Genomic DNA, 20,208 nt, shown 5'->3' with positions numbered 1-20,208 from the left:
GCATAGCTCCGGGGCTGCTAAAACGGCCTGGTATGCTATGCTGGGACATCGCATAGCCCGTCTCCCGATAGATGAAAATCGTCCCGACCTTCATGCTGTGCTGCCTGCTGTCGTGCGCGACGGAGGCCGCTGGCGTTACGCTGTGCGTCAGCGATCGGCCTGCTGCGCCGCTCACTTTTCCCGACCATGAAGGCCAGGCGCAGTATCTGGTGCGGCAAGCCGTGCGCGTGGCGGGGGCGGAAGCCAGTTTCGTGGTGCTGCCCTGGCGGCGCTGCATCGAATCGGCGCGGGCGGGCCAGGTCGACGGCGTGCTCGCCGTGCAGGCCTTCCACGCCTACAAGGATTTTTTGCGCTTCCCGCTCAAGAACGGCGGACCGGACCCCGTGTTCGCCCTGGGCGTGGACACCTGGGTGGTGGTAACCGCGCCCGGCAGCGGCGTCAGTTGGGACGGCAAGGCGCTAAAGGGCATCACCACGCCGGTTTCCTATCCGGCTGGCGTCAACGTGCTGCGGCATGCGCTGGACAATCTCGGCATCCGCCACCTGGACAGTGCGAAGACGGCGCTGCAGTTGATGCAGATGCTGAACGCGCAGCGCCTGCAGGCAGTGGTGATACGCGAAGCCGACGCCAGGGGATTTCTGGCGCAGGACGAGTTCAGGTCCTTGCGTGTTCTGGCGCCGGCCTTCCTGGTGGCGGACGCTTATCTGGCGTTCGGCAACGGCTATGCACAGTCCAATCCGGCCGTGGTGGCGGCAACATGGGAAGGGATACGGCGCATACGCGCCTCGCGCGAATGGACGGAGCTGGCGCCGGCGCTGGCGAAGTAGCGCAGACCATAACAAGGAGCATGCGATGGCAGATTCGAGACTTTGGGCCGCCGGAACTGCGGCGCTGATCGGGCTGGCCGCCTGCGGGCAGGCGTGGGCCCAGCCGCTGCAGCAGCCTTTCATTTGCCGCACCGAGGAGGCCGGGCTGGGCCAGCCCCTGGTGGACAACCAGCAGGGCATAGGCCACCCGGTGTTCGACGCGGACCGCAAGCTGCTGGGCCACAGCCAGCACTGCAACATCCACACCCGCGTGCTGCGCTTCTATTACAACGGCAGCCGCTTCAAGACCTACGATGCGGCCGATCCGCCGTCGGACATGCGCACCGTCGCCGTCAACGGCGCCAAGGTGCCGTTCGTGGTGCGGGTGGAAGTGGGCAGCATCAACCGCTTTCTTTACACCATCGCCATGCTGGAGCCGGCCGCCTGGAACCGCAAGCTGGTCTACTGGATGCGCGGCGGCGTCGGTATCGGCCACCAGCAGGGCATACCGATGTGGGTGAACGAACGCCTGAACAGCTCCGAGCGCTTGCTGATGCCCAAGCTGCTGGAGCAGGGCTACGCGGTGGCCAGCTCCTCCGGTAACGAGACCGGCGTGCACTACAACATGCTGCTGGCGGCGCAGACAGCCTTGCTGACCAAGGCGCGCTTCGTGGAGGCCTACGGCAAGCCGCAGGCCACGATAGGCATAGGCGGCTCCGGCGGCGCGGTGCAGCAGTACATGTTTGCGCAGAACCAGCCAGGCCTGCTGGATGCCGGCATCGCCATCCAGTCCTATCCGGACATGGTGACACAGACCATCCCCATCTCCGATTGCCCCTTGCTGGGCCAGTACTTCAAGGAGGAAGCGGAGCGCAACCCGGCTTCGCTGTGGGCGAAGTGGCGCAACCACACGCTGATCCAGGGTATGAATGCCAGCGACTCGTCCACCGAGTGCATCGCCGGCTGGCGCATGGCGATGCCGACCGTGCTCAATCCCGTCTACAAGGATCCGAAATTCGACGCCGGAGCCAGGCAGTATGGCTATCCTTCCAGTGTGTTCGCGCATGTGAAATGGACGCACTGGAACGACCTGGCGGAGGTGTATGGCGCCGATGCCGCCGGCTACGCGCCCATCCCGATCGACAACGTGGGCGTGCAGTACGGCCTGGCGGCACTGGCGCAGGGGCGCATTGGCGCGGAGGAGTTCTTGCGTATCAATGCGTGTGTGGGCGGCTGGAAGGAGCAGGCCGAATTCGTGAATTGGGACAAGGACGCCGACCCGTTCGACAGCCGCAACATGAAGCGCAGCGCCACCTGCCGCGACCCGGCCGGTACGCCGTCGCCGCGCCGCGCGGGCGACCTTGCGGCCATGCAGAAGGCGTATGCGTCCGGCCACGTGTTCACCGGCCAGCGCCTGGGCATGCCGGTGATCGACCTGCGGCCTTACCTGGAGCCGAAGCTCGACATGCACAACGCGCGCCAGTCCTTCTCGGTGCGCCAGCGCCTGCTGGACGCCAATCCGGCCGAGGCGAAGCAGCAGGTGATCTGGTTTACGCGCCTGGATGAGGACTTGAGCGCGCGCGTGATGGAGGCCTTGCCGGTGCTGGAGCGCCACCTGGCCGGCGGCGCCGCTGCGGCGGACTTCACGGATAAGTGCTTCGACAATGGCAATACGCTGATCGCTTCCGGCCCGTCCGTCTGGGACGGCGTATTGGACCGCAACCCGGCCGGCGCCTGCACCAGGGCGTTTCCGGTGTACAGCAGCCCGCGCATGGTGGCGGGCGGTTCGATCAAGGGCGACGTATTCAAGTGCGCGCTGAAGCCGGTGGATGCGGCGCTGGCCGATGGCACGTATCCGCCGGCCGTGCAATTCTCTGCTGCGCAAACGGCCTGGCTGCGCCGCATCTTCCCGCAGGGCGTGTGCGACTACGCGCAGAAGGACGCCGGGCGGCCCTGAGTTGGCAATCTGCTAAAATTGTGCCATTCCCTTCGCATACCCTATGTACCGGAACTGGAGCAGGCATGAAACGTGTGATATTCAACCAGAAGGGCGGCGTCGGGAAATCGACCATAGCCGTGAATCTCGCCGCCATTGCGGCCTACCATGGCAAGAAGACGCTGCTGATCGATATCGACCCGCAGTGCAATTCGAGCCGCTACCTGCTGGGCGACGCGGCCAAGGAAATCGAGCCCACGGTGGCGGGCTACTTCGAGCAGACCCTGAATTTCATGGTGTTCTCGCTGTCGGCGCGCGGCTATGTGCATGAGACCAGGTTCGAGAACCTGTCGCTGATGCCGTCGCACCCGGAGATCGGCGAGTTGCAGTCCAAGCTGGAGTCGCGCCACAAGATCTACAAGCTGCGCGACGCGCTCAACGAGCTGTCCAAGGAGTTCGACGAGATCATCATCGATACGCCGCCGGCCTATAACTTTTTCACGCAGTCGGCGCTGATCGCAGCCGACACCTGCCTGATTCCGTTCGACTGCGACGACTTTTCGCGCCAGGCCTTGTACACGCTGATGAACAACGTGGGCGAGATCAAGGCGGACCACAATCCGGCGCTGGAGATCGAGGGCATCATCGTCAACCAGTTCCAGCCGCGCGCCAATCTGCCGCAGCGCATGGTGGACGAGCTGCTGGCGGAGGGCCTGCCGGTTTTGCAGAGCAAGCTGTCCAGCTCCATCAAGGTGCGCGAGTCGCACGAGCGCTGCCTGCCGATGATCCACCTGGACAGCCGCCACAAGCTGTCGCAGGAGTTCCTCGCGCTGTACGAGGAGCTGGAGTTCGCGCAGCAGAATCAGGCCAAGGAGCGCAAGCGCGGCTGAGCACGGGCCGGTTCAAGGCCCGGATGGGGCAGATTCTCCGAACTCGCCGAACTTGCCGACGTAGCGGGCGCGCGGCCGTATCATGCCGCCGTCCGCCGCTTGTTCCGCCGCGTGCGCCAGCCAGCCTGCGGAGCGGGCCAGGGCGAACAGCACGATGCCGCTGTGCGGCGGCAGGCCGAGCACCAGTTCCAGCGCCGCCAGCGCGAAGTCCGAATTCGGCTCGGCGCCCTTGATTGCCGCCGCTTTGGCCGCCAGCGCCAGCACGCCTGCGGCTTGCGGCAAAGGCTCCATCATTTCCAGCAACTGCGTGGCGCGCGGGTCGCCGTCCGAGTACAGCGGATGGCCGAATCCGGGCCGCATGGGCACCAATTCCGCAGCGCCCGTTCCGTTCAATTGCGCCACGATGACGTCCTTCGCCATCAGGTAATGGCCGCCGTGCTCGGGGCCCGACAGCGCGGCCAGCCCCGCGCACAGCACTGCCGGCAGCGCTGCGCCGGTGGAGGCGACGCAGCGCACAGTAAAGGCCGAGGTGTTCAGTTCGTGGTCCGCCATCAGCACCAGTGCGGCGCGCAGCAGCTCTTCGCCGATGCCATGCACGCCCCATGCACGCGCCACTTGCCGGTGCAGCGGCTCGGCGGTGATCTCCGCATTCAGCAACAGGCCGGCCAGCATGCGCATCAGCTGCGCGGGTGGTGTGCCTGCCTCGCGGCCGGCCGGCGCCGCAGCGACCAGGGGCAGGTATGCCATGGCGCGCTGCAGCGGCGCCATGTCGCGCGCCAGCTCGGCGACGGCAGGAGGCAGCGGAGTCGGTGCAGCCGGGGAGGGCGCCGGCTGCGAAGGCGCTGCGGCCTGTGGTGATGGCGCCGCCAGCGTGCCGGTCGCGCCCCACAGGATGGCTGCGGCCTGCTCCAGCGTAGCGTGTGCGGCCAGCGCGCTGCTGTCTTGGCCCCGGTAAAACAGCTTGCCGTCCGCGATCAGCGAGATGCGCGACTCCAGCACCGGCACGCCCCAGCTCATGGCCGCGGCCACCGCGTGCCCGGCGCGTTTTCCGTCTGCCTTGCGCGCGGCGAGGCGCAGCACCTCTTCGTGCGCATAGCGCTTGCTGCGCGCCTTGCCGTCGGCGATGGAGGTGAGCATGCCCCGGCTCACATAGGCGTACAGCGTGGCGGCCGACACGCCGAGTATGGCCGCCGCTTCCTTGGATGAGAGCTCTTTCTTCATGCTTTATTTGTGTTGATTGCCGGAGTCAAGATTGACGCCGTTTTCAGGCGCCGCATAGACTCATTGTATGCACAAGCCTACACCACTCGCAATGCCGTCCGCGCCATCGGCGCGCCGCAAGGTCCCCATGCTGCAGCCGCTGCGGCACCGGCGCTACCGCCAGCTCTGGCTGGCCAACTTGCTGTCCAACCTGGGCACATGGACGCAAACGTTCGCCGCCGCCTGGCTTGTGGCCACCATTTCTCCGGCGGCGCAAACCTCCGCGCTGGTACCGGCCGCGAGCTACGCGCCCATGCTGATGTTCGGCCTGCTGGCAGGCGTGGTGGCGGACGCGGTGCCGCGTCCCAAGCTGCTGTTCGCAGTGAACCTCTTCATGGCGCTGGCGGCTGCCGGCATGGCGTCGCTGGCGGCCAGCGGCATGGCGTCGCCGGCCGCCGTGCTGGCGCTGATCTTCATGATGGGCACCGGCTCGGCCTTCATGTGGCCGGCCTGGCAGGCCGCCATGTCCGGACTGGTGCAGCCGGAGGAAGTGGAGGCTGCAGCGTCGCTGAACAACCTGAGTTTCAATCTCGCCGCCACAGCCGGTCCGGCGCTGGGCGGCATGCTGTTTGTGTGGATGGGGGCGGTGCCGCTGTTCCTGTTCAACGCCGTGTCTTTCGGCGGCTTGCTGCTGGTGTACCTGGACTGGATACGCGGCATCGCACCGGGGGCCGGGCCGGAGCAGGCGCCGGCTGCGGATGGCGGCATCAGCTGGCGCGGCTTCCGTGCTGGCCTGCAGGCCGCCTTCGGCTCGGCCGCCTACCGCCGGCTGCTGCGCCATACCGTCTGCGTGTTCGGCGCCGCCATCGCCTACACGGCCTTGCTGCCGCTGTTCGTGCGCGACGTGCTGCGACGCGAAGCCGGCGCATTCGGCAGCCTGATGGCCTGCGTCGGCGTCGGTGCGGTGCTGGCCGCGTTTCTGCTGCCCGAGCTGCGCGCCCGCCTCGCGCGCCGCCAATTGCTGGGTGGCGCGGTGGCCATGTTCGGCGCCATGCTGCTGGCCTTGCCGCATGTGCAGTCCTGGCCGGCGCTGATGGCGCTGTCGGCGGCGGGGGGAGTGGCCTGGTCCGCCATGGTGACCACCTTGAACGGCGCCGCGCAGTCGTCGTTTCCCAGCGAGGTGCGGGCGCGCACACTCTCGGTCTACCTGATGGCGATGGCGCTCGGCCAGACCGGCGGCAGCCTGCTATGGGGCGCAGTGGCCGGGCTGGCCGGGGTGCGGCATGCCATGGCCCTCGCGGGTGCTGGCCTGGTGCTGTACGCACTGTCGCTGCTGGCGCCCCTGCTGCTGCGCCGCGTGCAGCCGTGGCAGTGTAATCTGTAGCCTGGCAAAGCGGAGGAGAAGAAGATGGCAATGCTGGAACTGGCCGAAGGGGGCCAGCTGTACTACGAATGGATCGCCGAAGATAGTGGCGCCGCCGGCAAGCCGGTGCTGGTCTTCCTGCACGAAGGGCTGGGCTGCACCGCGATGTGGAAGGACTTTCCCGCGCGGCTGTGCGCGCGCACCGGCTGCCGGGGGCTGATGTTCGACCGGCGCGGCTATGGGCAGTCCGTGCCTTTGCGCACCGGGCGCAGCGTGCACTACCTGCACCGCTACGCGCTGGAAGAGCTGCCGCAGATGCTGGCGCTGCTGGACGGGCGGCCCTATGTCGTGGTGGGTCATTCGGATGGCGGCAGCATCGCCTTGATCCATGCTGCGGACCAGCCGCCCGGCCTGCTGGGCGTGGTGACGGAGGCGGCGCATGTGTTCGTGGAGGAAGTCACGCTGGCCGGCATCCGCGAGGCGCGCGCGGCGTACGGCGCCGGCAAGCTGCGTGGCCTGTCGCGCTACCACGGCGACAAGACGGACCAGATTTTCGGCGCCTGGGCCGACACCTGGCTGCGGCCGGCGTTCAGCCGCTGGAACATCGAGTACCTGCTGCCGTCGGTCGCGTGCCCGGTGCTGGCCTTGCAGGGCAGCGGCGACCAGTACGGCACGGAAGCGCAGTTGCGCGCCATCGAGTCTCAGGCGCCTGGCGCGCGCACGGCCATGCTGGCGGACTGCGGCCACACGCCGCACCTGGAGCAGCCGGAGGCGGTGCTGGCCGCCATATCGGATTTCTTGCAGGAGTTGGAGGCGAAATGATAGACCACCTGGATCATCTGGTGTTGACCACGCGCGAGCGCGAGCGCTGCATCGATTTCTACACGCGGGTGTTGGGCATGCAGCTGGAGACCTTCGGCGCAGGCCGCGTGGCGTTCAAGTACGGCGCGCAAAAGATCAACCTGCATGAATATGGCAAGGAGTTCCTGCCGAAGGCGGCGCAGCCCACGCCTGGCTCGCTGGATTTGTGCTTTATCGCGTCCATTCCGCTGGACGACGTGATTGCGCGGCTGGCGCAGCTGGACGTGCCGATAGAGGAGGGGCCGGTGGCGCGCACTGGCGCCAACTGGCCGATCCGCTCGGTCTATGTGCGCGACCCGGACCAGAACCTGATCGAGATATCCGAACGCGCCTGAGTCGAGCCGGCGGCAGGCGCTTTCAGTCGTTGATCGGCATGCGGCAGGCTGCCGCGTGCAGCCACTGTCCGTTGCAGATGCGTGCGCGGCACAGGCCCGCTTCCGGCCCGCCAAGGCGCTGGCAACGGCGTAGCAGGGCGTCGGTGCTGTCGCCGTCGTTGCGTTCGACCTCGTCGCGCCTGTGCGGGCCGGCGCCAGGCTGGTTGCCGCTATGGGCCACCAGCGCCGTCAGCAGCGCCAAGTCGCTGTCCGCTGGCGGCACGGCGGCCGTATGGACCGGCGCGGCGGAACGTGAGGCAGGGCTGGTGGCGGAGTGCGTGGGGGAGTGCGGGGCCGCGGGTGCTTGACTGGCCTGGTGGCCCTGGCGCACCTGCGGGGCGCGCGGGCCGGCAGCAATGGCGACCGCAGCTAGCTTGCGCCGGAGCGGGGTGATAGCCGGCAGCGGCTCGTTGACGATGGCCGCGGCGCGCCGCTCCACTTCGTCCGGCGCGATGACCAGCGGCGCCACGGGCGCCACCAGCACAACTGGCTGGCTACGCTGGGCCGGTGCCAGTCCATGGTAGCTGACGCCAGCGATGGCCGCTGCAACCATGGCCAGCAGCGCCAGGCGCATCACGAGCTGGCCGGGCTGCAGCCGTGCCAGGCGCGCGCCCGGCGTATTCGCCTTGCCGCTGTTCTCCAGCCTGGCCAGGATGCGCCGGCTGCCATCGCCCGGCTGCACGGCGGCGAACAGGTCCGGTCTTTGAGGTGGTGTGGATTTATCCAATCTATCCTCCCATGGTTTGATCTGCTTCGGAACCGCGCGGCGGCGGACGACATACGATGGAGCGATCCCGGTACGGCCGCCTTCAGTGTGCGGCCAGCCGCCCGGCCACGCTTTGACGGAGCGCACCATGCTTGCCGTTTCCTTGTTGCTGTTGTTTCTGCTGGTGTGCCTTGGCGGATGGCTGCTGCTATTCCCGGCCGGCCGCGATGCCCTGTTCGAGCTGGCGCTGTTGCGCTGCCGCGCCTTGCTGCGGGGGCGCTATGCCTGGCTGCTGGCTAGCGGCGCCTTGCTGACGCTGCTGCCGCCCACGCTGGCGCTGGTGGCCGGCCGCCGGCTGGCGCTTCCTGCCTTCGATAGCGCAGGCTATGAAGCCAACGGCCAGGTGGCCGTCTTGCTCAAGGGTGAACAGCTGGCGCCCCCGCCGCCCGTGCCGCCGCTGGCATTCGCGGCGACGGAGGTGGTGCGCGTGCGGCCCCTGCTGGCGGGCGCCAACCGCAGCTGGCAACAGCTTCATCCCGGCTTCGAACAGCGTCTGCTGCTGGTGTTCCGCATCATGAAGGAGCGCCATGGTTATGACATGGCGCTACTAGAGGGCTACCGCAGCCCGGAGCGGCAGGACCTGCTGGCCAGCACTGGCGCCAGTGTCACCAATGCCAGGGCTTTTCAGAGCTACCACCAGTTCGGCCTGGCCGCCGACTGCGCCTTTCTGCGCGACGGCAAACTGGTGATCTCCGAAAGGGATCCTTGGGCCATGCGCGGCTATCGCCTGTACGGCGAGGCCGCCGAGGCGGCAGGCCTGACCTGGGGAGGCCGCTGGACCATGATGGATTTCGGCCACGCCGAGCTGCGTTTGCCGGAGGCGATGCAGCGCAAACGTTGAGTCTTGTTCTGTGTCAACAATGCAAGGCGGGGCAGGTGGCAACATAGTTCTGGTCCGCCCACAGGCGCCACGGAGCTATCATCATGCGACGAATCTGGCTGTTCCTCACCGACTCCCGCAATCTCACCATTGCCGGGTTCATCGCCACGGCGGCACTGTGTTATCTCGGCGCCGAACTGCTGGAACTGGCATTGATCTGGGCAGTGGCGGCGTTGGCGGCGGCCGTCCTGGCGTGGCTGCTGGCGCGCTGGCTGAAGCGCAGGAAGACGGCGCGCGCCACTGTCGGCCTGGAAGCGGCCAGGGCGCCTGCGGAAGCTCAGGTACAGGATGTGGGCGCCGGCCGGCAGGAAGTGGACGCAGTCCGCAGCGGCATGCTGAAGGCGATCGCCACCATCAAGGGTTCCAAGCTGGGCCGCATGCCGGGATCGCGTGCGCTGTACCAGCTGCCGTGGTACATGGTCATCGGAAATCCATCGGCAGGGAAGAGCAGCGCCATCATCAACTCCGGCCTGCAATTTCCGTTTGCCGACGCGCGCGCGGTGCACGGCGCGGGCGGCACCCGCAATTGCGACTGGTTCTTTACCGCCGACGGCATTGTGCTCGATACGGCGGGCCGCTACGCGGTGGAGGACGAACACCTGGACGAGTGGCGTGGTTTCCTGGATTTGCTGAAGAAGCACCGCAAGCGTGCGCCGGTGAATGGCATCATCGTCGCGGTCAGCGTCGCGGAACTGCGCAGCGACCCGGATGGCGCGCTCAGGCTGGCGCGCAGCCTGCGCAAGCGGGTGCAGGACCTGATCGAACGCCTGGAGGTGTTCGCGCCGGTGTACGTGCTGTTCACCAAGGCCGACCTGATCGCGGGCTTCAGCGACTTCTTCTGCCAAGGCGAAAGCAGCGAGCGCGAGCGGGTCTGGGGCGCCACCATGCCCTACAAGCGCAGGGCGGGCAGCCAGGAGTTGCTGGCCTTCTTCGACCAGGGTTTTGATGAGCTGCACACGGGCCTGGTCGATATGGGCATGGCGAACATGGCGCAGCCGCGCCGCACGCGCATGGCGCCGGGCATTTTCACTTTTCCGATGGAGTTCGCATCCATGCGCGCGCCGCTACGGGCCTTCCTGGCCACGCTGTTCGAGGAAAATCCCTTCCAGTTCCAACCCGTGTTCCGGGGCTTCTACTTTTCCAGCGCCCTGCAGGAAGGGCAGCCCCTGAGCGCGCAGTCGCAACGCATCGCCGAGCGCTACGAGCTGGCCCTCGGTCCTGCACGGCAGGAGGTTGCAGCTATGCCCTATGGCTCGGCTGGCGGCTATTTTCTCTTCAAGCTGTTTCGCGACGTGGTGTTCGCCGACAAGGCGCTGGTGTCGCAATACGCCAGCCGTGCCAGCGCGCGCTTGCGCTATGCGGCGTTCTTTGGCGCGGTTGTGCTGCTGGGCGGGGCACTGGGCGGCTGGACCTGGTCTTACATGGGCAACCGCCAACTGGCCGCCAATGTGCAGGCGGACCTGGACAAGGTGGCGAAGCTACAGGAAGGGCGGGTGGACCTGCAGCCGCGCCTGGAGGCGCTGGAGATCCTGCAGGACCGGATCGAACAGCTGGAAAAGTTCGCGCGCGAGCGGCCATGGGCTATCAGCATGGGCTTGTACCAGGGCGGCCTGCTGGAGCGCAAGCTGCGCCAGGAATACTACGCGGGCGTGAAAGAGGTGATGGTCATGCCGGTGGCGGCCAGGCTGGAAGCGCTGTTGTTCGAGATGAACGCCAATGCGGAGCAACTGGCGGCGCCTGTGGGGGCGGGGCAGCCGGCGGCTGCGCCCGCACCCGCAGCCGTAGCGGCTGCGCCTGCTGCCTCCCGCCAGTATGCCGATGCCGATCCGCTCAACGTTGACGACGCCTACAACGCGCTCAAGACTTATTTGATGCTGGCCGACCCGCCGCGTGCCGAGGCCGGGCATTTGAACGACCAGCTCACGCGCTACTGGCGCGGCTGGCTGGAAGCGAACCGGGGCGCCATGCCGCGTGAGCAGATGATACGCAGCGCCGAGCGCCTGCTGACCTTCTACCTGGCGCAGTCGGGCGATCCGTCCTGGCCGCGCATCGAGCAGAAGCTGGCGCTGGTGGACCAGGCGCGCGAGAACCTGCGGCGGGTGGTGCGCGGCACGCCAGCGCGCGACCGCGTGTATGCTGACATCCGTGCCCGCGCCGGCACGCGTTTCCCCGCCATGACGGTGGTGCGTATCGTCGGCGAGCAGGACCAGGCGCTGATGGCGGGCAGCCATGCCGTCCCCGGCGCGTTCACGCGCGAGGCATGGGAGAAGTATATCCAGGGCGCCATCCGCGAGGCTGCCAGCGGCGAGTTGCAAAGCACGGACTGGGTGCTGAGGACAGCCAGCAAGGACGACCTGACCTTGGCGGGCAGCCCGGAGCAGATCGAGAAGCACCTGGTGGAAATGTACAAGAGCGACTTCTCCAGGGCGTGGCAAAAGTTCGTCCAGGGTGTGGCCGTGACGGACCTGGACGGTTTCAACGGCGCGGTGGCGGCCATGAACCGGCTGGGCGATCCGCAGTCCTCGCCCATCGTCAAGGTGCTCAACACCATCAACGAGCAGACCTCGTGGGACAACCCCACGCTGGCGAACGCGGAGGCGCGGAAGGCGCAGCGCGGCTTCACGGAGTGGGTCGAGCATACCCTGCTGCGCCGCGCGCCCGCGCCGGTAACCGTGCCGCTGGACCCGGCCCGTTTCGAGCGGCCGATGGGGACGGTGGGGCGCGCGTTCGCGGCGGTGGCCAGGCTGGTCTCCGCCAGGGACAAGAACGCCACGCTGCTGCGTGGCTACATGGAAGCGCTGTCGCGCTTGCGCACCCGCCTGAACACGCTGAAGAACCAGGGCGACCCCGGGCCAGGGGCGCGCCTGTTCATGCAGCAGACGCTGGAAGGCACCGGCTCAGAACTGGCCGACGCACTGCGCTTTGTCGATGAGCAGATGCTGACCGGGATGGGCGACGAGCAGAAACTCGCCATACGGCCGTTGCTGGTGCGGCCGTTGATGCAGACCTTCGCCGTGATCATCGGGCCGGCCGAGGCGGACCTCAACCAGACCTGGCTGGCGCAGGTGTACCAGCCGTTCCAGCGCACGCTGGCGGCCAAGTATCCGTTCTCGCCGGACGCGAAAATAGAGGCCAGCAGTCTGGAAATAGCCCAGTTCTTCGGCCCCGATGGGCTGGTGGCCAAATTCGTCACCACGGCCATGGGACCGCTGGTGGTGCGGCGCGGCGACGCGCTGGCGCCGCGCACCTGGGCCGACATGGGCATTGCACTGTCGCCGCAGGCGGTGTCGCGCTTTCCAGGCTGGATAGCGCCGCTGGGCGCAGGCGGCGTCGGTGCCGCAAGCGCCGCCGCGCAAACGGTGTTCCAGATCCAGCCGCTGCCCGCGCCGGGCACGCTGGAATATACGGTGGAGATCGACGGACAGCAGTTGCGCTACCGGAACACGCCGGCGCAATGGACCGGCATGGTCCACCCCGGCCCGCAAGGCATTCCGGGCGCGCGCATCACGGCAGTGGCCTTCGATGGCCGCAGTGTCGAGCTGTTCAATGAGCCGGGCCAGTTTGGCTTGAAACGCATGATCGACGCCGCGGTGCGCATGCGCAAGGAGGAGGGCGTGCACGAGCTGCGCTGGACCAATGCTGGCATCAGTGTGGCGCTGGATCTGAAGATCACCAGCAGTCCTGAGGCCGGTAACGGCGCTGCGCCGCAGGAGCAAGGCATGCGCGGCATGACGCTGCCGGAATCCATAGTCGGTACAGCGTCTGCGGTGGCAGCACCTGCCGCCCTGGCCGCGCTGCCGCAGGGAGGCGCGCGATGAGCCGCCTTGCTCCGTTACGCACGCCGCAACTGGCCCGCATCGGCTACTTCGGCAAAATTCCGGCGCGCAGCGACTTTATCAAAGCCGGCGACAACCATGCGCTGGTCGAATTGTTGGACGGCTGGCTGGCCGACACCATGACCGGGCTGACTGCGGAGCCGCGCTGGAAGCTGCACTACGACGCCATGCGCCCGCTGCATTTCGCTTTCGTCGGCACGCGCAGCAGTCGTGCCATCGCGGGTCATCTGGTGGCCAGCAGCGACCAGTCGCAGCGGCGCTTTCCTTTCCTGGCAATGAGCGTGCTGGAGGTTGATGACGCCCCCGCCTTCCTGCGCCACAGTCCCATCGTGCTAAGGCCATTCTGGAGTGCGCTGGCAGCCGGCATGGCGCCGCTGACGTCCGCCATGCATCCCGCACCGCAGTTGCATGCCTTGTCTGCAAACGCGCTGGAAATCGATCCGCACGCCCCTGCGCACGCTGCCTCGCTAAGTGATTTCCTCGGGCGGACCACGCTGGTCGGCCTGGATGCGATGCTGACGCTGGAGCGTAGCAGCATCTCGGCGCGCCGGACGATGCTTGCGATGGGACTGCTGCTGCAGCCTTTCGGCTGGAGCGGCAGCACGCGGCTGGAGCGCAGCCTGGCGCTGCCACTGCCGCGCGATCCGCTTTGCCGGCCGGCCGTGGCGGCCCTGTGGCTGTCGCTGGCCGAGCCCTTCCTGCGCCAGGTGGACGTGGAACTGGCGCTGCTGATGTGCGAGCTGTCCGGCCGGCCCGCGCTGGTGCTGGGTTTTGCCGGCGCGTCGCCGGCCACGCTGCGCGGCGTGATCGACCCGCAATATGCGGAAACGCAGCAGATCACTTTCGACAGCACCGCCTGGGTGGACGACATGATCCGTGGCGACCACAAGGTGCTGCGCCTGTCGGCCTGTCTGGAGCAGGAACTGCTCACGCTGGAATCTGCCTGCGCGCTGTTTTACGAAACCTTCACTTGAGGAGCAAGCCATGCGCTACGTTACCGCCGTGCTGCTGTGCGGCGCCGCCATTGCAGGCGCCGGACCGGTGCATGCGCAGCCCGCCGAACCGGCCGCGCCGAAATCCGGCCAGGTGCGGGTTAGCGGAACCTTGCCGGACGAGGCGAGCAAGGCGGCCATGCTGCGGCGCCTGCGCGAACTGTATGGCGCCGAGCACGTGGTGGACCAGATCGGCATCGGCAACGTGGCGCTGCCGCCCAACTGGAGCGGCCATGTGCAGAAGCTGATCGGCCCCAATCTGAAGCTGATCAGCAAGGGCGAGCTGAAAGTGGAAGGTACTAGCGTCAGCCTGCGCGGCGAGGTGGCCAGCGAGGCGCTGCGGCAGCAGATCGCCAGCGATGCCGCCACCAGCCTGAATCCGACCTACACCGTCAACAACGGCCTGCGCGTGAGCACGGCGGAGCAGGAGCTGCTGGACGCGACGCTGGCGAAACGGATTATCGAATTTGAAAGTGGGCAGGCGGCGATACGGCCGTCGGGCCGGGAGATCCTGGACCAGATGGCCGGCGCGCTGCACCAGCTGAAGGGGAAAATGGTCGAAGTGATCGGCCACACCGACAATGTCGGCCCGCGCGGCGCCAACCTGGCGCTCAGTCTGGCGCGCGCCGAGGCGGTACGGGCCTATCTGGCGCAGAAGGGCGTCAGCCCTGGCATGGTGGCCGTCTCCGGCCTGGGGCCGGACCGGCCGGTGGCGGACAATGCGGCCAGCGAGGGCCGTGCCCGCAACCGCCGCATCGAGTTCCGGATTGCGCAGTAGTGCGGAGCAGCGGCCCTGGGTCAGGGCAGGGTGATGGTGAGGCTGGCCTGGCGCGGCGCCAGCTTCACCAGGCCAGCGTAGTCCGCCATGCCCTGCCGGGTGGCATGCTCCAGCGACGCCTTCATGCCGGCGTACACCCCCAGCGCCGCCAGCGAGAACACCGCTGCCAGCGTCCACAGCGGCACGTCGCTGCGCAGCTTGTGCGCCACCTGGTCCGGCCGCTCGGCGCGCGGCGCGAAACCGCGGCTGCGGCCTTTGATGTGGGAGATTTCGTCGCCAAGGCGCGCGGTCAGGCAGGCCAGCTTGTCGCTGCTGTCAAGTGCATACTTGCCCTTGAAGCCGAGCAGCAGGCACAGATGGAACACTTGCAGCGCCTGCAGCCGTACGCCGCCCTTGGCGCGCAGATCCTCCAGCCGGTCGAAGAAGTGCTCGCCGGCCAGCTGGTCGCCGAACACCCGCAACTGCAGCGGGCGCCGCTCCCATGGCCCGCGGATCGGGAAGCCCGATGCCAGGATGGTCTCATCCAGCGCGGCGCAGTAGGCATACTTGGCCGCTTCGATGTCGGTTCCGTGCGCGCGCAGGCGCCGCGCCTCGTTCTCGAAGCCGGCCAGGAAAGTCAGCACCTTTTCCGCGAACTCCTGCTCGCCGGGCGGAGCCGAGCCGTTCTTCAGCATGAACAGCACGTAGAAGCCCTCGTGCATCAGGTCCAGCAAGGATGCGATGCGCGGCCCGGCCGCCGGCCCTGCGCGATTGCCGAGCAGGGACGGTGCGGCACGCCGTTCGATCTGGGCGCTCATGCCGTCACCGCGATCAGTTCGAGGCGCAGCTCGCGGATGCCGGCCGGGACGTAAATCGAAATCGACTGCGCCTTCAGCATTTGTTCGTACAGCACACCCTTGTTCTCGAGCGTGAAGTAGCAGGTGTCCGGCCGTAGCGGGATGGCGGCCGGCACTTGCGGCGCGTGCGTCAGCTTCACGCCGGGCATGGCGGTCAGTACGCATTGGTCCACGTCGTCCGGCGCGCCAGCCTTGATGCGCAGCGGCGCCGCCTCCACCAGCTCCAGGGCCGGCATGGCCGCGCCGATGGCCAAGTAGAGCGTGGTCTTGTGGTCGATCTTGCCCGAGTCGAGTTTGCCCCGGTGGTAGCAGGGCTTTTCCTCGTCCAGCGCGATCGAAAAGTAGCGTGCCGAAATGACCGTGTCGAGCAGCTCGCGCACGATGCCGTCCAGCTGCGCGAAACAGGGGCCGGGATGGTCATGCTGGTAGGCTGGCAGGCTGGCCAGCGTGTAGGCCTTGGAATAGGTCATCAGCGCCCCGGCCAGTCCGAGCATGGCCTCGAACAGGCGCTCGGGATGCAGCGCTGGATGGCGCAAGTAGTGCGTCAGCGTGGCGCTGGCGGTGCTCACGGTATGCAGCAGCCAGAAGGCAGAGACGTCGCCGGAGCGGAACTCGATCACGTTGCGGCTCGGTTCCCGCATGTGGCCCTGCAGCGCGTTGAGCTTGGCCTGCAGCGCATCCATCAGCTGTTCCAGCTGCATCTTCAGGCGCGGCGCGGCGGCTACCGACAGGCTGGGCGGGATGAATGCGGGATCGGGCTCGAACACCCCGGAAACCACACGGCGCAGCCGTATCAGCGGGAAGCACTCGAAACCGCCGCGCGGCTCCTGGTCCGACACCAGGCGCACCGCCTTGCGCAGATAGCTCAACTCCGCCGGCGCCGCCTGGGTGTAGATATCGGCCGTGCTGCGCTCCGTTTGCGCGTAGCGCGCCCCGGCAGGGGCGCAGTTGCTGCTGTCCGGCGCCAGCGAGGGCAGCGCGGCGTAGTAGGTCACTTCCTGCACGCTGGGCGGCAGCGCGCCCAGGTCCACCGCCGGCGGCAGCGGGTCGCTGGCGGGCGCGTCGCTCAACTCGCCGTCGCGGAAGATGGCCGACAGCGCGCGCAGCCGCAGCAGGTTCGCTTGCAGCGCCGGCGTGTCCCATTCCAGCGCCAGCACTCCCCACAGGTAGGGCTGCAGCGCCTGCGCGGTGCGCTGCAAGCGCGTCTCGTGGTAGCGGTCCTGCTGCTGGAAGTGCTGCGGGCGTAGGAACAGGCCTTCGCCCCAAAGTACTTTTGCCGCGGTGCTCATAGGTTCTCCTTGCTCATGGGTTTTGTCGGGATGAAGTGACAGATTGCGTCAGGGCTGGCAGCGCGTACCCGCCAGCGGCTGGCCCGGCACGCTCAGCGCGCAGGCGTGCAGGCCGATGGTGATGCCGCTCTTTTCCGCCTCCGCCGCAGAGAAGACGGCGCGCCAGCGCTGCGGCGCCGGCTTGCGGAACAGCGCCACCACGCCGATGCGCGTCGCCTCGCGGCTCACGCTTTCCAGCGCCTCGTAGCGCTGGCCCGGTATCAGCTGCACTTCCTTCACTTCGACCAGGTCCGCGCCCAGCAGCTCGCGTTCGGTCAGCGCGTTGAGAAAACCGTGGAGGCTGGCGCGCTCGAAGGCGGCGCTCTGGCGCAGCTTGTAGATGCGCGCCGACAGCGCCAGCGGCTGGCCGTCGCCTCCGGCGTTGAGGTTGCCGCTGGCATGCAGGCGTATCGCCACCTGGCGCGGCGGCTTTTGCAGCTCGGGCAGCTCGGGCGCCTTGCGCAGTCCGGCCAGCTCCATGGCGGCGCCGGCTATCGTGCCTGCGGCGCAACCGGACAAGGCCAGGGCGGAGAGGATCGCTGCTGCTGCGGTGTGTTTCATGAGGACTCCCTTTGGCGCGCGCGGGCTTGGCGTGGATTCATTAAAACCAAGCGGCGCCGACGCGTGTTTGAGCCAGCGCAAGCCGCGCCGCCACGCTTCCCATGGACCGGCGCCGGTCTTGCGCAATCGCAATCGCCGTTGTCATTCTTGCCTCAATAATGACCTTCACCAGCATCGAAGGAGACCATCTTGAAGCCCGGAACGACACTCCCCAGTCTTGCATGCGCGCTGCTGCTGTCCGCCTGCGCCGCCGAGGGGCCGCCGCTGCGACCCGACCCACCTGCCGCCGCCACGCTGGCCGGCGCGCTGACCGAAGCGAGCCGCGTGGCCGCCTCCGGCCAGCAGGACAAGGCACTGAGCCTGCTGCGCAGCGCGGCCGGCAGCTATCCGGCTGAAAAAGGGCCGTGGCTGTCGATGGCGCAGATGAAGTTCGACCGCGCCAGCTACGGCGAAGCCATCCTGGACGCGCAGGAAGCGCTGCAGCGCGACCCCGGCGACCAGCTTGGCAACAGCATCATCGCCGTCAGCGGCTTGCGCCTGTCGACCAAGGCGCTGGCGGATCTGAGCCAGCAGAACAACCTGAGCGGCTCGCTGCGCACCGAGGCCAAGGACCTGGCGCGCCTGCTGCGCACCAGCCTGGGCGAGGAAGTGCTGGTGCCGCCGGCTGCCGCTCCGCGCAGGCCGGTGGCGGCGCCGGCGCGGCGCGCGCAGCCGGCGGCGAAACCGGCCGCATCCAACGCTGCCGATCCGTTCGGCGCGCTCAAATAACCCTGAAGGAGAACCAAAATGGCTAGTGGCGACAGCGTCCAGAAACGGCTGGGCAAGGTGCGCGCACCGCGCGTGCAGATGAGTTACGACGTCGAGATCGGCGACGCGATCGAGCACAAGGAGCTGCCCTTCGTGGTTGGCGTGGTGGGCGATTTCGGCGGCAGCGCCGGGGCCGGGCCAAAGCGCCTGAAGGAGCGCAAGTTCGTCAACATCGATGCCGACAACTTCGACGAGGTGCTGGCCGGCGTGGCGCCGGTGGCGCGCTTCCAGGTGGCCAACGAGCTGGCCGGCGGCGGCTACTTCCCGGTCGAGCTGCAATTCCACGCCATGGCGGACTTCCGTCCCGAATCGGTGGTGCGGCAGGTGCCCTCGTTAAGCCGGCTGCTGGACGCACGCAGCAAGCTGGCCGACCTGCGCAACAAACTGGCCGGCAACGACAGGCTGGAAGACATCCTGAACAATGTGCTGAATAACACGGACCAGCTCAACAGCCTGGCCGCGCCTGCGGACAAGGGGGAATGACATGTCGGCACAACTGCAGCAGCCGCAGGGCGCGCCAACGGGCGCGGGACACAGCGCCGGCCTGCTCGACGAGATCGTCGAGCAAAGCAAGGTGGCCAAGTCCAGCGTGGAACACGAACGCGCCAAGGACATCATCGCCGAGCTGGTGAACCAGGTACTGGAAGGCAGCATGCCGGTATCGCACAACCTGAGCGGCACACTGGACGCGCGCGTGGCGGAACTGGACGCGATGATTTCCAGGCAGCTCAGTGCCATCATGCATGCGCCGGCGTTCCAGAAGCTGGAGCAGAGCTGGACCGGCCTGCATTACCTGGTGAAGAACTCCACCACCGGCCAGAACCTGAAGATCCGCATGCTCAACGCCACCAAGCGCGAACTGGTGAAGGACTTCCAGGGCGCGCTGGAGTTTGACCAGAGCAGCATGTTCAAGAAGGTCTACGAGGAAGAATTCGGTACCTTCGGCGGCGCGCCATACGCCGCCCTGCTGGGCGACTTCGAAATCTCGCGCCAGCCAGAGGACATCTACTTCGTCGAGCAGATGTCGCACGTGGCCGCCGCCGCGCACGCCCCCTTCGTCAGCGCCGCCTCGCCCGAGCTGTTCGGGCTGGAAAGCTATGGCGAACTGGGGCGGCCGCGCGACCTCGCCAAGGTATTCGATACGGTGGAATACGCCAAGTGGAAAGCGTTCCGCGAATCCGAAGATGCGCGCTACGTGGGCCTGACCCTGCCGCGCTTCCTGGGCCGCCTGCCATTTAACCCGGTCGACGGCAATACGGTGGAAGGCTTCAATTTCGTCGAGGAAGTGGACGGCACCGACCATCACAAATACCTGTGGTGCAACGCGGCCTACGCCTTCGGCGCCAAGCTGACCAGTGCTTTTGCCGATTACGGCTGGTGCGCCGCCATCCGCGGGGTGGAAGGCGGCGGCCTGGTGGACGACCTGCCGACCCACACCTTCAAGACCGACGAGGGGGAGGTCGCCCTGAAGTGCCCGGCCGAGGTGGCGATCACGGACCGCCGCGAGAAGGAGCTGAGCGACCTTGGTTTCATCTCCCTGGTGCACTGCAAGAACACCGCCTATGCCGCCTTTTTCGGCGCGCAGTCGGCGCAGAAGGCGCGCAAGTACAGCTCCGATGCGGCCAACGCCAACGCCGTACTGTCGTCCCAGCTGCAGTACATCTTCGCCGTGTCGCGCATCGCCCACTACATGAAAGCCATGATGCGCGACAAGGTCGGCAGCTTTGCCGCCGCCTCCAACGTGGAGGATTTCCTGAACCGCTGGCTGATGAAGTATGTGCTGCTGGACGACAGCGCCAGCCAGGACCAGAAGGCGCGCTTCCCGCTGCGCGAGGCGTCGGTGCAGGTGCATGAAGTGCCTGGGCGGCCCGGCGTGTACCGCGCGGTGTCCTTCCTGCGGCCGCATTTCCAGCTTGACGAACTCTCCGTTTCCCTCCGACTGGTCGCGGAGTTGCCTCAATCGACCAACACCTAAACCTCACCTAGGAGCATGC

The 20,208-nt window shown here is 67.4% G+C and carries 18 protein-coding genes; 13 read left to right on the top strand and 5 right to left on the bottom strand.

All coding sequences use genetic code 11. The annotated features are described in order from the left end of the window. Positions 1 to 71 precede the first annotated feature (71 nt). The 3 genes from ASD15_RS15810 (at position 72) to ASD15_RS15800 (ending at position 3,632) form a co-directional block, all read left to right on the top strand. Positions 72 to 827, top strand: a complete 756-nt coding sequence (locus ASD15_RS15810) for an ABC transporter substrate-binding protein (protein WP_157200961.1) — start codon at positions 72 to 74, stop codon at positions 825 to 827. Between the two features lie 25 nt (positions 828 to 852). Further along, on the top strand, positions 853 to 2,763 hold the full coding sequence (locus ASD15_RS15805) for a DUF6351 family protein (protein ID WP_057155897.1): 1,911 nt from the start codon (positions 853 to 855) through the stop codon (positions 2,761 to 2,763). Positions 2,764 to 2,828: 65 nt separating this feature from the next. Then, positions 2,829 to 3,632 (top strand): ParA family protein, encoded by an 804-nt coding sequence (locus ASD15_RS15800; RefSeq protein WP_057155896.1) that lies wholly within the window; start codon positions 2,829 to 2,831, stop codon positions 3,630 to 3,632. Positions 3,633 to 3,644: 12 nt separating this feature from the next. Here the strand turns inward: ASD15_RS15800 and ASD15_RS15795 are convergent, their stop codons facing one another. Then, a complete protein-coding gene (locus ASD15_RS15795) occupies positions 3,645 to 4,853 on the bottom strand; it encodes a citrate synthase family protein (protein WP_057155895.1) in 1,209 nt (402 codons plus the stop codon). A gap of 91 nt (positions 4,854 to 4,944) precedes the next feature. Between ASD15_RS15795 and ASD15_RS15790 the strand changes: the two genes are divergently transcribed. The 3 genes from ASD15_RS15790 to ASD15_RS15780 are packed head-to-tail and all read left to right on the top strand — an operon-like array spanning position 4,945 to position 7,391. After that, complete coding sequence (locus ASD15_RS15790; RefSeq protein ID WP_229418208.1) at positions 4,945 to 6,216, top strand: MFS transporter; 1,272 nt, start codon at positions 4,945 to 4,947, stop codon at positions 6,214 to 6,216. Positions 6,217 to 6,246: 30 nt separating this feature from the next. Beyond that, positions 6,247 to 7,017, top strand: a complete 771-nt coding sequence (locus ASD15_RS15785) for an alpha/beta fold hydrolase (RefSeq protein ID WP_373888184.1) — start codon at positions 6,247 to 6,249, stop codon at positions 7,015 to 7,017. Then, positions 7,014 to 7,391 carry a VOC family protein gene (locus ASD15_RS15780; protein ID WP_057155892.1) on the top strand — a complete coding sequence of 126 codons (378 nt, stop codon included), beginning with the start codon at positions 7,014 to 7,016 and terminating at the stop codon, positions 7,389 to 7,391. The genes ASD15_RS15785 and ASD15_RS15780 overlap by 4 nt, the downstream gene beginning before the upstream one ends. Before the next feature lie 22 nt (positions 7,392 to 7,413). Here ASD15_RS15780 and ASD15_RS15775 read toward each other — a convergent pair whose 3' ends face one another. Continuing rightward, positions 7,414 to 8,157 carry a hypothetical protein gene (locus tag ASD15_RS15775; RefSeq protein ID WP_157200960.1) on the bottom strand — a complete coding sequence of 248 codons (744 nt, stop codon included), beginning with the start codon at positions 8,155 to 8,157 and terminating at the stop codon, positions 7,414 to 7,416. Positions 8,158 to 8,284: 127 nt separating this feature from the next. Between ASD15_RS15775 and ASD15_RS15770 the strand changes: the two genes are divergently transcribed. The 4 genes from ASD15_RS15770 (at position 8,285) to ASD15_RS15755 (ending at position 14,682) form a co-directional block, all read left to right on the top strand. Continuing rightward, positions 8,285 to 9,037 carry a M15 family metallopeptidase gene (locus tag ASD15_RS15770; RefSeq protein WP_057156112.1) on the top strand — a complete coding sequence of 251 codons (753 nt, stop codon included), beginning with the start codon at positions 8,285 to 8,287 and terminating at the stop codon, positions 9,035 to 9,037. 83 nt (positions 9,038 to 9,120) lie between these two features. After that, a complete protein-coding gene (gene tssM / locus ASD15_RS15765) occupies positions 9,121 to 12,894 on the top strand; it encodes a type VI secretion system membrane subunit TssM (protein ID WP_057155890.1) in 3,774 nt (1,257 codons plus the stop codon). Continuing rightward, complete coding sequence (tagF, locus tag ASD15_RS15760) at positions 12,891 to 13,886, top strand: type VI secretion system-associated protein TagF (protein ID WP_057155889.1); 996 nt, start codon at positions 12,891 to 12,893, stop codon at positions 13,884 to 13,886. The genes tssM and tagF overlap by 4 nt, the downstream gene beginning before the upstream one ends. A 10-nt stretch (positions 13,887 to 13,896) precedes the next feature. After that, the gene (locus tag ASD15_RS15755) at positions 13,897 to 14,682 is read left to right on the top strand and encodes an OmpA family protein (protein WP_057155888.1); all 786 of its coding nucleotides are present in this window, start codon (positions 13,897 to 13,899) and stop codon (positions 14,680 to 14,682) included. Between the two features lie 20 nt (positions 14,683 to 14,702). Here ASD15_RS15755 and ASD15_RS15750 read toward each other — a convergent pair whose 3' ends face one another. Genes ASD15_RS15750 through tssJ form a run of 3 tightly spaced genes read right to left on the bottom strand, consistent with a single transcriptional unit; the run spans position 14,703 to position 17,407 of the window. Further along, positions 14,703 to 15,479: a DotU family type IV/VI secretion system protein gene (locus tag ASD15_RS15750; RefSeq protein ID WP_057155887.1), complete on the bottom strand. Its 777-nt coding sequence runs from the start codon at positions 15,477 to 15,479 to the stop codon at positions 14,703 to 14,705. Further along, positions 15,476 to 16,807, bottom strand: a complete 1,332-nt coding sequence (tssK, locus tag ASD15_RS15745; RefSeq protein WP_057155886.1) for a type VI secretion system baseplate subunit TssK — start codon at positions 16,805 to 16,807, stop codon at positions 15,476 to 15,478. The genes ASD15_RS15750 and tssK overlap by 4 nt, the downstream gene beginning before the upstream one ends. Before the next feature lie 48 nt (positions 16,808 to 16,855). Then, positions 16,856 to 17,407 carry a type VI secretion system lipoprotein TssJ gene (gene tssJ / locus ASD15_RS15740; RefSeq protein ID WP_057155885.1) on the bottom strand — a complete coding sequence of 184 codons (552 nt, stop codon included), beginning with the start codon at positions 17,405 to 17,407 and terminating at the stop codon, positions 16,856 to 16,858. 189 nt (positions 17,408 to 17,596) lie between these two features. Between tssJ and ASD15_RS15735 the strand changes: the two genes are divergently transcribed. The 3 genes from ASD15_RS15735 to tssC are packed head-to-tail and all read left to right on the top strand — an operon-like array spanning position 17,597 to position 20,189. Next, entirely contained in the window at positions 17,597 to 18,175 is a 579-nt protein-coding gene (locus ASD15_RS15735) for a hypothetical protein (RefSeq protein WP_307188282.1), read from the top strand. A gap of 18 nt (positions 18,176 to 18,193) precedes the next feature. Next, the gene (gene tssB / locus ASD15_RS15730) at positions 18,194 to 18,697 is read left to right on the top strand and encodes a type VI secretion system contractile sheath small subunit (RefSeq protein WP_057155883.1); all 504 of its coding nucleotides are present in this window, start codon (positions 18,194 to 18,196) and stop codon (positions 18,695 to 18,697) included. 1 nt (position 18,698) lies between these two features. Beyond that, positions 18,699 to 20,189, top strand: a complete 1,491-nt coding sequence (gene tssC, locus ASD15_RS15725; RefSeq protein ID WP_057155882.1) for a type VI secretion system contractile sheath large subunit — start codon at positions 18,699 to 18,701, stop codon at positions 20,187 to 20,189. Positions 20,190 to 20,208 lie beyond the last annotated feature (19 nt).

Source organism: Massilia sp. Root351 (assembly GCF_001425045.1).
Classification (GTDB): domain Bacteria; phylum Pseudomonadota; class Gammaproteobacteria; order Burkholderiales; family Burkholderiaceae_D; genus Rugamonas.
The sequence above is the reverse complement of the archived record's forward strand: the minus strand, read 5'-3'. Positions and strand labels throughout refer to the sequence as shown.